We start from the raw sequence: 15,080 nt of genomic DNA, 5'->3' as shown, positions 1-15,080 counted from the left end.
TTCCCGCGCGTATAGTAGCGAAGTTTGAAAGCTCTAACCTTTTTTTGCATTACCGGGATGTAAAGTGAATACAACGCTGTTTCGATGGCCGGTTCGGGTCTACTACGAAGATACCGACGCCGGTGGTGTGGTTTACCACGCCAGTTACGTCGCTTTTTATGAAAGAGCACGCACAGAGATGCTGCGCCACCATCACTTTAGTCAACAGGTGCTGTTGGCTGAACGCGTTGCCTTCGTGGTTCGCAAAATGACGCTGGAGTATTTTGCCCCCGCCAGACTCGACGACATGCTCGAAGTCCAGACGGAAATTACCTCGATGCGCGGCACCTCTTTGGTTTTCACGCAGCGAATCGTCAACGCCGAGAATACAGTGTTAAACGAAGCTGAGGTTCTCATTGTGTGCGTTGATCCACTCTTAATGAAGCCACGTGCGCTTCCCAAGTCTATTGTCGCGGAGTTTAAGCAGTGACTGACATGAATATCCTTGATTTGTTCCTGAAGGCGAGCCTTCTGGTTAAACTTATCATGTTGATTTTGATTGGTTTTTCTATCGCTTCCTGGGCTATCATTATTCAGAGAACGCGTATCCTTAACTCGGCCGCGCGTGAAGCTGAAGCGTTCGAGGACAAATTCTGGTCCGGGATCGAGCTGTCCCGTTTGTACCAGGAGAGCCAGGGGCGTCGCGATAACCTGACCGGTTCGGAACAAATCTTCTACAGCGGTTTCAAAGAATTTGCACGCCTGCATCGGGCCAACAGCCATGCGCCGGAAGCGATTGTCGAAGGGGCATCGCGCGCGATGCGTATTTCGATGAACCGCGAGCTGGAAACGCTGGAAACCCATATCCCGTTCCTCGGCACCGTAGGCTCCATCAGCCCGTATATCGGTCTGTTCGGTACTGTCTGGGGGATTATGCATGCCTTTATCGCCCTTGGCGCGGTGAAGCAGGCCACCCTGCAGATGGTGGCGCCAGGTATCGCCGAAGCGCTGATCGCCACCGCGATCGGTCTGTTCGCCGCGATCCCGGCGGTCATGGCGTACAACCGCCTGAACCAGCGCGTGAACAAGCTTGAACTGAACTACGACAACTTTATGGAAGAGTTCACCGCTATTCTGCACCGTCAGGCCTTTACCACCAGCGAAAGCAATAAGGGGTAAGCCATGGCCAGAGCACGTGGACGCGGACGTCGCGAACTGAAGTCCGAGATCAACATCGTTCCGCTGCTGGATGTCCTGCTGGTACTGCTGCTGATCTTTATGGCAACGGCGCCCATCATTACGCAGAGCGTGGAAGTCGATCTGCCGGACGCCACGGAATCGCAAGCGGTGAAAAGCAATGACGATCCGCCGGTGATTGTGGAAGTCTCCGGGGTAGGGCAGTACAGCGTGAAAGTGGGGCAGGAGACGCTGTCCCAGCTGCCGCCGGAGCAGGTGATTGCCGAAGCGAAGCGTCGTCTTGAAGCCAATGAGAAAACGGTATTCCTGATCGGCGGTGCGAAAGACGTCCCTTACGATGAAATTATTAAAGCGCTGAACCTGTTGCATAGTGCAGGGGTTAAATCGGTCGGCTTGATGACCAAACCTATTTAATCGCTTCAGGTATGTGCGTCCGCGTGGCGTTCGATGGTGAGTATCGCTCGCCGTCGGCGTGCATCGCGGGTACAGGCGAACAGTTTTTGGGAACCGATAGTGTCAAAGGCAACCGAACAAAACGACAAGCTTAAACGAGCGATCATCATTTCAGTCGCGCTGCACATCATTCTGATCGCGCTGCTGATCTGGAGTTCGTTTGACGAGCATCTGGATGCCTCTGCCGGCGGCGGCGGGGGATCGTCCATTGATGCCGTCATGGTCGATCCGGGGGCGGTGGTAAATAACTATAACCGTCAGCAACAGCAGCAGGCCAGCGCACGTCGCGCCGCTGAGCAGCGTGAAAAACAGGCGCAGCAGCAGGCGGAAGAGTTACGTGAGAAACAGGCAGCGGAACAGGAACGGCTGAAACAGCTCGAACAGGAACGGCTGCAGGCGCAGGAAGCGGCGAAAGAAGCGAAGGAACAGCAGAAGCAGGCTGAGGAAGCGGCTGCCAAGGCTGCCGCGGCGGCGAAAGCCAAAGCGGATGCGCAGGCTAAAGAAGCGCAGGAAGCGGCTGCCAAAGCGGCTGCCGACGCAAAAGCGAAGGCGGATGCCCAGGCAAAAGCGGCTGAGCTGGCAGCGGCTAAAGCCGCCGCTGACGCGAAGAAACAGGCCGATGCCGCCGCCGCGAAAGCGGCAGCCGATGCGAAGAAACAGGCGGAAGCCGAAGCGGCGAAAGCCGCAGCAGAAGCGCAGAAGAAAGCGGAAGCGGCAGCGGCGAAGAAAGCGCAGCAGGAAGCAGAGAAGAAGGCCCAGCAGGAGGCGGCTAAGCAAGCTGCGGCTGAAAAAGCGGCAGCAGAAAAAGCCGCCGAAAAAGCCGCTGAGAAAGCTGCCGCCCAAAAAGCGGCCGCAGAGAAGGCCGCCGCCGAAAAAGCCGCCGCAGCTGAAAAAGCGGCGGCAGCCAAAGCGGCTGCGGCTGAGAAGGCAGCGGCCGATAAAGCGGCCAAAGCGGCAGCAGCAAAAGCGGCGGCAGCGAAGAAAGCGGCTGCCGCGAAAGAAGCGGACGGCGTTGACGACCTGCTTGGCGATCTGAGTTCGGGTAAGAATGCGCCGAAAGGTAGCACCAGCGGTAGCGCAGGCGGCTCTTCACCTGCTAAAGGAAGTAAACCAGGGCAGGGCGGTGCGTCTCAGGCGGAGATTGCCAGCTATATTTCGCAAGTGCAGGCCGCGATTAAAGGACATCTCTATGACTGGGATACGTACAAGGGTAAAGTATGTACGTTGCGCGTAAACCTGGCTCAGGATGGAACGTTGTTGAGTGTGAAATCGGAAGGCGGCGATCCGGCTTTCTGTCAGCAGATGCTGGCGGCAACCAGTCGGATGAGCAAATTCCCTAAACCGCCTTCGCAGGCAGTTTATGAAACGTTCAAAAATGCGCCATTGGACTTCAAACCTTAAGCGCTTTTTCCCCCGCGTCAGTGGGGGAAAAGAATATCGGGCGGTCATGGGGTTTTGGTAGTTTTGTGTATTTCAGTTTGTTAACATTCTGCTAAATTATCGTGGGCTTTCCGCCCGGATAAGGGAGATATGATGAAGCAGGCATTACGAGTAGCATTTGGTTTTTTAATGCTGTGGGCGGCGGTGCTGCACGCAGAAGTACGTATCGAGATTACCCAGGGGGTGGACTCGGCACGCCCTATCGGCGTGGTACCGTTCCAGTGGGCCGGCCAGGGCGCTGCGCCTGAAGATGTTGGCGGTATCGTGGCAGCTGACCTGCGCAACAGTGGTAAATTCAACCCGCTGGATCGCTCGCGTCTGCCGCAGCAGCCGACCAGTGCCCAGGAAGTGCAGCCTGCTGCCTGGTCTGCGCTGGGTATCGACGCCGTGGTCGTCGGTCAGGTCACGTCAAACCCGGATGGTTCTTATCAGGTAGCATATCAGCTGGTGGATACCGGCGGTGCGCCGGGTACAACGCTGGCGCAAGGCTCTTTTAAAGTCACTAAACAGTACCTGCGCTACGCAGCGCACGCTGCCAGCGACGCGGTATTTGAGAAGCTGACCGGCATCAAGGGCGCCTTCCGTACCCGTATCGCCTACGTGGTGCAGAAAAACGGCGGCCAGTTCCCTTATGAACTGCGCGTGTCCGACTACGATGGTTACAACCAGTTCCTTGTTCACCGTTCCTCCCAGCCGCTGATGTCCCCGGCCTGGTCTCCGGACGGTTCTAAACTGGCTTACGTGACCTTTGAAAGTGGTCGTTCTGCGCTGGTGGTTCAGACCCTGGCGAACGGCGCTGTGCGTCAGATCGCCTCCTTCCCGCAGCACAACGGCGCGCCGGCGTTCTCTCCGGATGGCTCTAAGTTGGCCTTCGCGCTGTCGAAAACCGGTAGCCTGAACCTGTACGTGATGGATCTGGGCTCCGGTCAGATTCGTCAGGTGACTAACGGTCGCAGCAACAACACCGAACCAAGCTGGTTCCCGGACAGCCAGAACCTGGCCTTCACCTCTGACCAGGCCGGTCGTCCGCAGGTGTATAAAGTCAACATCAATGGCGGCACGCCGCAGCGTATCACCTGGGAAGGTTCACAGAACCAGGACGCCGACGTGAGCGCGGATGGTAAAACCATGGTAATGGTCAGCTCGGCCGGCGGTCAGCAGCACATTGCCAAACAAGATCTGGAAGCGGGTGGTGTACAGGTTCTGTCATCAACGTTTTTAGACGAAACGCCAAGTCTGGCACCTAACGGCACTATGGTAATCTACAGCTCTTCTCAGGGGATGGGATCCGTGCTGAATCTGGTTTCTACAGATGGGCGTTTCAAAGCGCGTCTTCCGGCAACTGATGGACAGGTAAAATCGCCTGCCTGGTCGCCGTATCTGTGATAATAAATAATTGATTATTAAAGGAATCAAAGAAATGCAACTGAACAAAGTGCTGAAAGGGCTGATGATCGCTCTGCCGGTTATGGCAATCGCGGCATGTTCTTCTAACAAGAACGCCAGCAACGACCAGAGCGGTGAAGGCATGCTGGGTGCCGGCACTGGTATGGACGCTAACGGTAACGGCGGCAACATGTCTTCTGAAGAGCAAGCTCGTCTGCAGATGCAGCAGCTGCAACAGAACAACATCGTTTACTTCGATCTGGACAAGTACGATATCCGTTCTGACTTCGCTGCCATGCTGGACGCGCATGCGAACTTCCTGCGCAGCAACCCGTCCTACAAAGTGACTGTAGAAGGTCACGCGGATGAGCGCGGTACGCCGGAATACAACATCGCTCTGGGTGAGCGTCGTGCTAACGCCGTTAAGATGTATCTGCAGGGCAAAGGTGTTTCTGCCGATCAGATCTCCATCGTTTCTTACGGTAAAGAAAAACCAGCAGTACTGGGTCATGACGAAGCGGCATATGCCAAAAACCGTCGCGCCGTACTGGTTTACTAAGAGAATTGCATGAGCAGTAACTTCAGACATCATTTATTGAGTCTGTCGTTACTGGTTGGCATAGCGGCCCCCTGGGCCGCTTTTGCTCAGGCGCCAATCAGTAGTGTCGGCTCAGGCTCGGTCGAAGACCGCGTCACTCAACTCGAGCGTATTTCCAATGCTCACAGCCAGCTTTTAACCCAACTCCAGCAACAACTCTCTGATAACCAGACTGACATTGATTCTCTCCGTGGCCAGATCCAGGAGAACCAATATCAGCTGAATCAGATCGTTGAGCGCCAGAAGCAGATTCTGCTGCAGATAGATAGTCTGAGCAGCGGTGGCGGCGGCGCAGCGGCAGCATCAGGTACGCAGGCTCCATCGTCTTCCGGCGATCAGAGCGCGGCTGCTACCAGCGCAGCGCCAGCGGCCTCGTCAGGCGCCCCGGCGATGACCGGCGATGCGAACACCGATTACAATGCGGCCATTGCCCTGGTGAAGGATGCTTCACGCCAGGATGACGCAATGGTGGCGTTTCAGAACTTCGTTAAAAAGTACCCGGATTCAACTTATCAGCCGAACGCCAACTATTGGCTCGGACAGTTGAATTACAATAAGGGGAAAAAAGACGATGCGGCGTTTTACTTCGCCTCGGTGGTGAAGAACTACCCGAAATCGCCAAAAGCGCCTGACGCCATGTTTAAGGTCGGCGTGATCATGCAGGACAAGGGTGATACCGCGAAAGCGAAAGCGGTTTACCAGCAGGTGATCAGTAAATTCCCCGGCACCGACGGTGCGAAACAAGCGCAAAAACGTCTTAATGCTCTTGGTTGATTACGGCATGACCAGAAATCGCGTTATTTCTGGTCTTGTCGCCTGAATCACCAGCAGTTAAGTGATCTTTATCGAAATTTTAGTTGCGCTGAATTCTGAAATCAGTAATATATGCCGCCGTTGCCAAGGGATATCAAACAAGCCCAAAGCGATGCCAGAGTGGGTCGTTAGCTCAGTTGGTAGAGCAGTTGACTTTTAATCAATTGGTCGCAGGTTCGAATCCTGCACGACCCACCAATCGTTCTGGTGGAACGCGATAGTAAAACGTGAAGGATAACGTTGCGACAGCAACGGCCCATAGGGCGAGGCGAAGCCGAGTCATCCTGCACGACCCACCACTTAGCAGTATCCAGCGCAGTATCGGGTGATTAGCTCAGCTGGGAGAGCACCTCCCTTACAAGGAGGGGGTCGGCGGTTCGATCCCGTCATCACCCACCACCGGGTCGTTAGCTCAGTTGGTAGAGCAGTTGACTTTTAATCAATTGGTCGCAGGTTCGAATCCTGCACGACCCACCATCTTTAACATCGAACGTCGGTGTTAAACGTGAAGGATAACGTTGCTTCAGCAACGGCGCCTCAGGGCGAGCGAAGCGAGTCATCCTGCACGACCCACCATTTTAATGATGGGACCGGTGGACGCAGTATCGGTAGTATCCAGCGCAGTTTCGGGTGATTAGCTCAGCTGGGAGAGCACCTCCCTTACAAGGAGGGGGTCGGCGGTTCGATCCCGTCATCACCCACCACTCGGGTCGTTAGCTCAGTTGGTAGAGCAGTTGACTTTTAATCAATTGGTCGCAGGTTCGAATCCTGCACGACCCACCAATTTCAATATTGGTGTCGAGTGAAATTATTCAGGTAGTACCAGAGCGGGTCGTTAGCTCAGTTGGTAGAGCAGTTGACTTTTAATCAATTGGTCGCAGGTTCGAATCCTGCACGACCCACCATCCTGAATGATTACAGTAGCAAAATCCCGCAAGGGGTCGTTAGCTCAGTTGGTAGAGCAGTTGACTTTTAATCAATTGGTCGCAGGTTCGAATCCTGCACGACCCACCAATGTAAAAAGGCGCCCTAAAGGCGCCTTTTTGCTATCCGCCATGCTCCAAAATTCGACTTCAGCATGACTCCACGGTCACGCTGCGCTTACCGTGGCTACACAGGGTACGAACCGGTCGTTTGGGCAGATGTGTAGCATCGTCCGCGGCATACGGGCTGATGTACAAAATTCATCACGACTTTTTGCTCGTAATCCGCTATCTTGTTTAGCATATAAAACACCATGACCGTGTTAAGGCGCAGACAGGCCATAGTGACGGTCTTAGAGTTAAGCCAGTAAAACGAGATTGCATGATGAGCGTAATGTTTGATCCTGAAACGGCGATTTATCCTTTTCCAGCGAAACCACAACCGCTGACCGTCGACGAAAAGCAGTTTTATCGCGAAAAAATCAAGCGCCTGTTGCGCGAGCGCGACGCCGTGATGGTGGCGCATTACTACACCGATCCTGAAATTCAACAACTGGCGGAAGAAACCGGCGGCTGTATCGCCGACTCGCTGGAGATGGCGCGTTTTGGCGCCCGTCATTCGGCCTCCACGCTGCTGGTCGCCGGGGTGCGTTTTATGGGGGAAACCGCCAAAATCCTCAGCCCGGAAAAGACCATTCTGATGCCGACCCTGAACGCGGAGTGTTCGCTGGATCTGGGCTGTCCGATTGAGGAATTCAACGCCTTCTGCGATGCCCATCCCGATCGCACCGTGGTGGTTTATGCCAATACGTCCGCCGCGGTGAAGGCCCGCGCTGACTGGGTGGTTACCTCCAGTATCGCCGTGGAACTCATTGATCATCTGGACAGCCTGGGTCAAAAGATCCTCTGGGCGCCGGACCGCCACCTTGGCCGCTATGTCCAGCGTCAGACCGGCGCAGACGTGCTGTGCTGGCAGGGGGCGTGCATCGTGCACGATGAGTTTAAAACCCAGGCACTGACGCGTATGAAGGCCCTCTATCCTGAAGCTGCTGTACTGGTCCATCCTGAATCGCCGCAGGCGATCGTCGAGATGGCGGATGCCGTGGGATCCACCAGCCAGCTGATTGCGGCGGCGAAAAGCTTGCCCCAGCGCCAGCTGATCGTGGCCACCGATCGCGGTATCTTCTATAAAATGCAGCAGGCGGTACCGGAGAAAACGCTGCTGGAAGCGCCCACTGCCGGCGAAGGGGCGACCTGCCGCAGCTGCGCGCACTGCCCGTGGATGGCGATGAACGGCCTGAAAGCCATTGCCGAGGGACTCGAACAGGGCGGCGCTGAACACGAAATCCACGTCGACGAAGCGCTGCGCACCGGGGCATTGATTCCGCTTAACCGGATGCTGGATTTTGCGGCTACACTACGGGGATAACGTATTGTCGCGTCGCAAGACGCTGAGGGGATGAAATGGATTTTTTTAGCACGCAGAATATCTTAGTACATATACCCATCGGCGCCGGGGGGTATGATCTCTCCTGGATAGAGGCCGTGGGGACCATCGCCGGGCTGCTGTGCATCTGGCTGGCGAGCCTGGAGAAGATCAGTAACTATGCTTTCGGGCTGGTCAACGTCACGCTGTTCGCCATCATCTTCTTTCAGATCCAGCTGTATGCCAGCCTGCTGCTGCAGCTGTTCTTCTTTGCCGCTAACGTTTACGGCTGGTATGCCTGGTCGCGACAAAGCAGCAACCATGAGGCTGAGCTGCAGATCCGCTGGCTGCCGCGCAGCAAAGCGCTGGGCTGGCTGGCGGCCTGCGTGGTGGCGATCGGCTTGCTGACCCTGTTTATCAACCCGTTTTTTGCTTTCCTGACGCGGATCGCGGTCAGCCTGATGCAAGCGCTGGGTCTGCAGGTCTCCATGCCGGTGCTGCAGCCGGATGCCTTCCCGTTCTGGGACTCCTGCATGACGGTGCTGTCGGTGGTGGCGATGATCTTAATGACCCGCAAGTATGTCGAGAACTGGCTGCTGTGGGTGATTGTCAACGTGATAAGCGTGGTGATTTTTGCCCGCCAGGGCGTCTATGCCATGTCGCTGGAATACCTCTTGCTGACGTTCATTGCGCTGAACGGCAGCCGGATGTGGATAAACAGCGCGCGTGAGCGAGGTTCTCACGCGTTTTCTGGCTAATGGTGGTGGTGATGATCGTGCCCGGCGTGCATCGTGTTGAGATGGCACTCCGGGCCGCTGCAGGGCTGGTACTCCATCTGCACCGTGGCATGCTCAATTTCATATTTATGTTCCAGGAAATGCAGGATACGGTTGAGTAACGCATCATGATCGTACGGCGGGACCACCTGAACATGGAGCGTCATCACCGGTTTTTCCCCCACCAGCCAGACGTGGACGTGGTGAACATCGCGTACCTCCGGGATAGAGCGACGGATATCCCGCTGCAGGGCCGCCACATCCAGCGAACGCGGCGCGCCTTCCAGCAGTTCATTCAGACTCTCCTTCAGTAATCGCCAGGCGCTACGTAATACCAGGCAGGAAACCAGTACGGAAAGGATCGGATCGACAGGCGTCCAGCCGGTGGTGAGGATCACCACGGCCGCCACGATCGCGCCGACCGAGCCCAGCAGGTCGCCCAGCACGTGTAGCGCCGCAGCGCGCACGTTGAGATTCTGCTCTTCACTCCCCCGATGCAGGATCCAGAAGGCCAGCACGTTGGCCAGCAGGCCGGCGACCGCAATCACCATCATCGTCACGCCGGCCACCGGCTGCGGATGCTGGAAGCGCTGAATGGCCTCCCAGACAATCAAAATGGTAATCACCACCAGGGCAATGGCATTGAGAAACGCCGCGAGGGTGGTCAAACGCAACCAGCCAAAGGTATGGCGGGTATTCGGTGGGCGACTGGCGAAGCGAACCGCCAGCAGCGCAAACAGCAGGGCGGCAGAGTCGGTGAGCATATGGCCGGCATCTGCCAGCAGGGCCAGTGAGCCGGAGATCGCGCCGCCGACGGCTTCAATCAACATAAAACCGGCGGTGACGATAAACGCCCATCGCAGCCGGCGAGCGTTACTGCTGTCCGGAGCCTGGGCAGGGGAGTGCGAATGCGGGTGGGCCATCGTGTCGTCCCTTGATAGTTATCATTATTACGCTATGACATCATAAACAGAGAGCGATAACAAACGAAGAAAAGGCGAGCCTGGCTCGCCTTTTCTTCGTTTGTTCCCAGCGTATCACTTACTGGGTGGTACCGTCGGTTTTGCTGTTATCGTGGTTCATGCTGCCGCCATTGTCCAGTTTCTTACCGGTGTCCGGACAGCGGCCGTCTTTACACATCGAGTTTTTATGCACTTCATCGCTCGACATATTGTCCTGGCTCATCGTCGAGCCATCAGGATGGAGCATGGTGCCGCCAGAGCCAGAATTAATCTGGTTATTGTCCACATTGTTTGGCGCCACGTTCTCACGGGCATCCGGCGCCACCTGACCGGCATCCGCGGAAGAGTTGGCCTGGCCATTATTGGACTGGGCGCCGGTGTCTGCCGCCAGGGCCGCGCCGCTGGCAAGACCTAAGGTGGCGGTGAGTAAAAGGGTCGTCAGTTTTTTCATATTCATCGGATACTCCTGTTAAACCGGGAAGGGGAAATGCGCTTCCCGCGGTGAGTGTGCCAGGGATCTGACTCGCTATGGTTAAAGACTCCGCAGACGATCGCAGTGTCACTATATAATCCTGAAACGTAAGACTTAATTAGCTTTAACAGTTAATTATTGTAGTGCATGAGCCTGGTTTCGCTACTTTATGGCGTATTTTTGCCTATTTCCAGGATTATTCCATCACTACTGTAAAATCACGTTTACACTTTTTCGGCGAAGAGATAGATTGGAGGGATTGCATTTCATTGAATAAGTATGGCAACGCTGGAAAGAAGATGAATTATCAGAACGACGATTTACGCATTAAAGAGATCAACGAATTATTACCTCCCGTTGCGCTCCTGGAAAAATTCCCTGCTACCGAAAATGCTGCAAATACCGTTGCGCATGCTCGCAAAGCGATCCATCAGATCCTCAAGGGCGACGATGATCGTCTGCTGGTAGTGATTGGGCCCTGTTCGATTCACGATCCGGCAGCGGCGAAAGAGTACGCTTCCCGTCTGCTGCCCCTGCGCGAGGCATTGAAGGGCGAGCTCGAGATCGTCATGCGGGTCTATTTTGAAAAACCGCGCACCACCGTCGGCTGGAAAGGGCTTATCAACGATCCCCATATGGATAACAGCTTCCGCATCAACGACGGGTTGCGCATCGCGCGCAAACTGCTGCTGGACATTAACGACAGCGGCCTGCCGGCGGCGGGGGAATTCCTCGATATGATCACCCCGCAGTATGTCGCCGATCTGATGAGCTGGGGCGCCATTGGGGCGCGTACCACCGAATCCCAGGTTCACCGTGAACTTGCCTCCGGACTCTCCTGCCCGGTGGGCTTTAAGAATGGTACCGATGGCACCATCAAGGTGGCTATCGACGCGATTAACGCCGCTGGCGCACCGCACTGTTTCCTGTCGGTCACTAAGTGGGGCCACTCCGCTATCGTGAATACCAGCGGTAACGGCGACTGCCATATTATTCTGCGCGGCGGCAAAGAGCCGAACTACAGCGCGAAGCACGTGGCGGATGTGAAGATCGGCCTGGCGAAAGCGGGCCTGCCGGCTCAGGTGATGATCGACTTCAGCCATGCCAACTCCAGCAAGCAGTTCAAGAAGCAGATGGAAGTGGGCGCGGACGTATGCCAGCAGATTGCCGGCGGTGAGCGGGCGATCATGGGCGTGATGATTGAAAGCCATCTGGTGGAAGGCAACCAGAGCCTCGAGAGCGGTGAACCGCTGACCTACGGCAAGAGCGTCACCGACGCCTGCATCGGCTGGGAGGATACCGAAACGATCCTGCGTCAGCTGGCGGAAGCGGTGAAAACCCGCCGCGGCTAAGCGAATCTGCGCTGGCGAAGGCAATAAAAAAAGCGTGGAGATTTCCACGCTTTTTTGTTTTTACCGGGAGGAATTACTTCGCTTTACCCTGGTTGGCGACGGCAGCCGCTTTCGCCGCGATCTCTTCCGCATTGCCCAGATAGTAATGTTTGATCGGCTTGAAGTTTTCATCGAACTCATACACCAGCGGTACGCCGGTCGGGATGTTCAGTTCGAGGATCTCGTCTTCGCCCATGTTGTCGAGGTATTTCACCAGCGCGCGCAGGGAGTTACCGTGAGCGGCGATGATCACGCGCTCACCGCTTTTCAGGCGCGGCAGAATGGTTTCGTTCCAGTAAGGCACGACGCGGTCGATGGTCAGCGCCAGGCTTTCAGTGGTCGGCAGTTCGGCGTCGGTCAGTTTTGCATAGCGCGGATCGTGGCCCGGGTAGCGCTCGTCGTCTTTGGTCAGCTCCGGCGGAGTGACAGCGAAGCCGCGACGCCACTGTTTAACCTGCTCGTCACCGTATTTCTCAGCGGTTTCCGCTTTGTTCAGGCCCTGCAGCGCGCCGTAATGACGCTCGTTCAGCTTCCAGGATTTCTCAACCGGCAGCCAGGCCTGATCCAGTTCGTCCAGCACGTTCCACAGGGTGTGGATGGCACGTTTCAGCACGGAGGTATAAGCAAAATCAAAGCTGAAGCCTTCAGCCTTCAGCAGTTTACCTGCCGCTTTCGCTTCGCTAACGCCTTTCTCGGACAGATCAACGTCGTACCAACCGGTGAAGCGGTTTTCGTTGTTCCACTGGCTTTCGCCATGACGAACCAGTACCAGCTTAGTTACAGCCATTCTCTTACTCCTCTCTACACGCCATCCCTCGCGCCGCGAACGGTGCGCTGAATATGTTGGTGTATGTGTTATTGATTGATAACTATTCTCATTATATTGCCGTGATTTGGCTCACGGCAATGCTTATCCCTAACCATAGCGAAAATAGTGGCTCAGTGTAAGGTGCTTGTAAAACACAGGTTATTTTTTTGTCCTTTGGTGACGGAAAATAGAGCAGGTTGCTGAAAAAAGAGGCGGCAGAGAGGAGGGCGGGGACGAAAAACAGCGCCCCCGGCGGAGGGCGCTGGCGATTAACAGGCGATAAACTGATATTCCGTCAGGCTGACGTACTCCTGGCCCGGACGTAACACACAGTCCGGCTGCGGCCATTCCGGATGATTCGGCGAATCCGGCAGGAATTCGCTCTCCAGCGCCAGCCCCTGCCAGTCGGCGTAGGGCTCCGTCGTCTGCGACGGGGTGCCGCCGAGATAGTTGCCGGAGTAAAACTGCAGCGCCGGAGCGGAGGTATAGACCGTCATCTGCAGCTTGCCGTCCTGCGACCAGACCTGCGCCGCAGGCTGGCTGGCGTCGCCTTTGGCATCCAGCAGGAAGGCATGATCGTATCCCTTCACCTTTTGCTGATCGGCGTCGGCGAGGAAGTCGGCGGCGATGGTTTTCGGCTGGCGGAAATCAAAGCTGGTGTTAGCAACATCTTTGAGTTCACCACCCGGGATACCGTCGCTTTCCACCGGCAGATACCTCTGGGCGAGGATCTGCAACTGGTGCTGGCGCACGTCGCGCTGGTCACCGTCGAGGTTGAAATAGACGTGATTGGTCATGTTCACCGGGCAGGGTTGGTCCACGGTGGCGCGATAGGTAATCGCGATGCGGTTATCGTCGGTCAGACGATAGTGCGCGGTGGCCTGCAGAGTGCCGGGGAAGCCTTGATCGCCATCGGGCGAGGTCAGAGCGAACAGCACTTCCTGCTCGTCGGCGCGGACAATGCGCCAGCGGCGCTTATCAAACCCTTCCGGGCCGCCGTGGAGCTGGTGGCCCGCGTCGTTTGACGGCGTGACGTTGACGAGCTGGCCGTCAAGCGGGAAGCGGCTATTGCCGATACGGTTGGCGTAGCGGCCTACCGAGGCGCCAAGAAACGCGGCCTGGCGGGCATAGTCCTCCAGCTTCGCACAGCCCAGCAGCGGATGACGCAGGCTGCCATCAGCCAGCGGCACCTCGGCGCTGAGCAGCGTCGCGCCCCAATCCGCCACGGTAACGGTCATCCCCGCCTTATTGCGCAGGGTCACCTGCTGCCAGGGCTGGCCGTCCGGCGCCAGCGCGGTGGTTTGCGTTACCATTGGCCTGCCCCCTGTGACGGTTTGCAGACATAGAATGTCTCTTTAATACCGGTTTTCGCTTCATACGTTTTAGCAACGGCCTGCTGAACGGTATCGACCAGATCTTCCGGGACCAGCGCTACCACGCAGCCGCCAAAGCCGCCGCCGGTCATGCGTACGCCGCCTTTATCACCGATCGCGGCCTTAACGATCTCCACCAGAGTGTCGATCTGCGGGACGGTGATCTCGAAATCATCGCGCATCGAGGCATGGGATTCGGCCATCAGCTCACCCATCCGCTTCAGGTCGCCTTTTTCGAGGGCGCTGGCGGCTTCCACGGTGCGGGCATTCTCCGTCAGCACATGGCGTACGCGCTTCGCGACGACCGGATCCAGCTCATGGGCGACGGCGTTAAATTGCTCGAGGGTAACATCGCGCAGGGCGGGCTGCTGGAAGAAGCGCGCGCCGGTTTCGCACTGTTCACGACGGGTGTTGTACTCGCTGCCGACGAGGGTGCGCTTAAAGTTGCTGTTGATGATCACCACCGCCACGCCTTTCGGCATCGAGACGGCTTTGGTGCCCAGCGAACGGCAGTCGATCAGCAGCGCGTGGTCTTTTTTGCCCAGCGCCGAAATCAGCTGATCCATGATGCCGCAGTTGCAGCCGACGAACTGGTTTTCCGCCTCCTGGCCGTTGAGGGCGATTTGCGCGCCATCCAGCGGCAGATGATAGAGCTGCTGGAACACGGTGCCGACGGCGACTTCCAGCGAGGCTGAGGAGCTTAACCCCGCACCCTGCGGTACATTGCCGCTGATCACCAGATCCGCGCCGCCAAAGTGGTTGTTCCGCTGCTGCAGATGCTTTACCACGCCGCGGACATAGTTCGACCACTGCTGGGTATCGTGGCTGATAATCGGCGCGTCGAGAGAGAACTCATCGGTCTGATTGTCGTAATCGGCGGCAATCACCCGCACCGTACGATCGTCGCGCGGCGCACAGCTGATCACCGTCTGGTAGTCGATGGCGCAGGGCAGCACAAAACCGTCGTTGTAATCGGTATGCTCGCCGATCAGGTTGACGCGGCCTGGCGCCTGAATGACATGGCTGGCCGGATAACCGAAGGCGTCAGCAAACAGGGTTTGGGTTTTCTCTTTCAGACTCATC

15 protein-coding genes, 7 tRNA genes and 1 pseudogene are annotated in these 15,080 nt (G+C 56.6%); 17 read left to right on the top strand and 6 right to left on the bottom strand.

What is annotated here, in order from left to right; all coding sequences use genetic code 11:
• The first annotated feature begins 64 nt into the window (after positions 1-64).
• The 14 genes from ybgC to FHW76_RS06665 all read left to right on the top strand — a co-directional run bounded on the left by ybgC (position 65) and on the right by FHW76_RS06665 (position 6,880).
• Complete coding sequence (gene ybgC, locus FHW76_RS06730) at positions 65-469, top strand: tol-pal system-associated acyl-CoA thioesterase (protein ID WP_002895056.1); 405 nt, start codon at positions 65-67, stop codon at positions 467-469.
• Positions 466-1,158, top strand: coding sequence for a Tol-Pal system protein TolQ (tolQ, locus tag FHW76_RS06725; RefSeq protein ID WP_004152221.1), 693 nt, complete (start codon positions 466-468; stop codon positions 1,156-1,158). The genes ybgC and tolQ overlap by 4 nt, the downstream gene beginning before the upstream one ends.
• Positions 1,159-1,161: 3 nt before the next feature.
• Complete coding sequence (gene tolR / locus FHW76_RS06720; protein ID WP_002895061.1) at positions 1,162-1,590, top strand: colicin uptake protein TolR; 429 nt, start codon at positions 1,162-1,164, stop codon at positions 1,588-1,590.
• 99 nt (positions 1,591-1,689) lie between these two features.
• Positions 1,690-3,030 carry a cell envelope integrity protein TolA gene (gene tolA, locus FHW76_RS06715; RefSeq protein ID WP_032734991.1) on the top strand — a complete coding sequence of 447 codons (1,341 nt, stop codon included), beginning with the start codon at positions 1,690-1,692 and terminating at the stop codon, positions 3,028-3,030.
• Between the two features lie 132 nt (positions 3,031-3,162).
• On the top strand, positions 3,163-4,455 hold the full coding sequence (gene tolB / locus FHW76_RS06710) for a Tol-Pal system beta propeller repeat protein TolB (RefSeq protein WP_008805693.1): 1,293 nt from the start codon (positions 3,163-3,165) through the stop codon (positions 4,453-4,455).
• Positions 4,456-4,489: 34 nt separating this feature from the next.
• Complete coding sequence (pal, locus tag FHW76_RS06705) at positions 4,490-5,014, top strand: peptidoglycan-associated lipoprotein Pal (RefSeq protein WP_002895068.1); 525 nt, start codon at positions 4,490-4,492, stop codon at positions 5,012-5,014.
• A gap of 9 nt (positions 5,015-5,023) precedes the next feature.
• Complete coding sequence (gene cpoB / locus FHW76_RS06700) at positions 5,024-5,827, top strand: cell division protein CpoB (RefSeq protein WP_023297237.1); 804 nt, start codon at positions 5,024-5,026, stop codon at positions 5,825-5,827.
• 161 nt (positions 5,828-5,988) lie between these two features.
• Positions 5,989-6,064 (top strand) — tRNA-Lys (locus tag FHW76_RS06695).
• Between the two features lie 125 nt (positions 6,065-6,189).
• Positions 6,190-6,265 (top strand) — tRNA-Val (locus FHW76_RS06690).
• A gap of 2 nt (positions 6,266-6,267) precedes the next feature.
• Positions 6,268-6,343, top strand: a tRNA-Lys gene (locus tag FHW76_RS06685).
• 151 nt (positions 6,344-6,494) lie between these two features.
• Positions 6,495-6,570 (top strand) — tRNA-Val (locus tag FHW76_RS06680).
• A gap of 3 nt (positions 6,571-6,573) precedes the next feature.
• A tRNA-Lys gene (locus FHW76_RS06675) sits at positions 6,574-6,649 on the top strand.
• A 46-nt stretch (positions 6,650-6,695) separates the two neighbouring features.
• Positions 6,696-6,771 (top strand) — tRNA-Lys (locus FHW76_RS06670).
• A gap of 33 nt (positions 6,772-6,804) precedes the next feature.
• Positions 6,805-6,880, top strand: a tRNA-Lys gene (locus FHW76_RS06665).
• 76 nt (positions 6,881-6,956) lie between these two features.
• On the opposite strand, the pseudogene FHW76_RS06660 reads toward FHW76_RS06665, so the two are convergent.
• A pseudogene (locus FHW76_RS06660) lies at positions 6,957-7,105 on the bottom strand (hypothetical protein).
• Positions 7,106-7,174: 69 nt separating this feature from the next.
• On the opposite strand from FHW76_RS06660, the gene nadA reads away from it, so the two are divergent.
• On the top strand, positions 7,175-8,218 hold the full coding sequence (gene nadA / locus FHW76_RS06655; protein WP_012968682.1) for a quinolinate synthase NadA: 1,044 nt from the start codon (positions 7,175-7,177) through the stop codon (positions 8,216-8,218).
• A gap of 35 nt (positions 8,219-8,253) precedes the next feature.
• Positions 8,254-8,973: a nicotinamide riboside transporter PnuC gene (gene pnuC, locus FHW76_RS06650; protein WP_008805696.1), complete on the top strand. Its 720-nt coding sequence runs from the start codon at positions 8,254-8,256 to the stop codon at positions 8,971-8,973.
• On the opposite strand, the gene zitB is transcribed toward pnuC, so the two are convergent.
• Together zitB and FHW76_RS06640 are read right to left on the bottom strand one after the other, a co-directional pair.
• Positions 8,970-9,914, bottom strand: a complete 945-nt coding sequence (zitB, locus tag FHW76_RS06645; RefSeq protein WP_032729693.1) for a CDF family zinc transporter ZitB — start codon at positions 9,912-9,914, stop codon at positions 8,970-8,972. The genes pnuC and zitB overlap by 4 nt on opposite strands.
• 118 nt (positions 9,915-10,032) lie before the next feature.
• Entirely contained in the window at positions 10,033-10,410 is a 378-nt protein-coding gene (locus FHW76_RS06640; RefSeq protein ID WP_012542423.1) for a YbgS-like family protein, read from the bottom strand.
• A gap of 314 nt (positions 10,411-10,724) precedes the next feature.
• Between FHW76_RS06640 and aroG the strand changes: the two genes are divergently transcribed.
• Positions 10,725-11,777 (top strand): 3-deoxy-7-phosphoheptulonate synthase AroG, encoded by a 1,053-nt coding sequence (aroG, locus tag FHW76_RS06635; RefSeq protein WP_012542422.1) that lies wholly within the window; start codon positions 10,725-10,727, stop codon positions 11,775-11,777.
• Between the two features lie 73 nt (positions 11,778-11,850).
• Here the strand turns inward: aroG and gpmA are convergent, their stop codons facing one another.
• The 3 genes from gpmA to galK all read right to left on the bottom strand — a co-directional run bounded on the left by gpmA (position 11,851) and on the right by galK (position 15,079).
• Positions 11,851-12,603 carry a 2,3-diphosphoglycerate-dependent phosphoglycerate mutase gene (gene gpmA, locus FHW76_RS06630; RefSeq protein ID WP_002895089.1) on the bottom strand — a complete coding sequence of 251 codons (753 nt, stop codon included), beginning with the start codon at positions 12,601-12,603 and terminating at the stop codon, positions 11,851-11,853.
• A gap of 290 nt (positions 12,604-12,893) precedes the next feature.
• The gene (galM, locus tag FHW76_RS06625; RefSeq protein WP_008805700.1) at positions 12,894-13,937 is read right to left on the bottom strand and encodes a galactose-1-epimerase; all 1,044 of its coding nucleotides are present in this window, start codon (positions 13,935-13,937) and stop codon (positions 12,894-12,896) included.
• Entirely contained in the window at positions 13,931-15,079 is a 1,149-nt protein-coding gene (gene galK, locus FHW76_RS06620) for a galactokinase (RefSeq protein WP_032701039.1), read from the bottom strand. Before galK ends, galM begins: the two co-directional genes overlap by 7 nt.
• Position 15,080 lies beyond the last annotated feature (1 nt).

Origin of the sequence: Klebsiella sp. RC2 (genome assembly GCF_014192815.1) — a bacterium.
GTDB lineage: Bacteria > Pseudomonadota > Gammaproteobacteria > Enterobacterales > Enterobacteriaceae > Klebsiella > Klebsiella variicola.
Note: the sequence above shows the minus strand (reverse complement) of the source record. Positions and strands in the feature narration are given on the sequence as shown.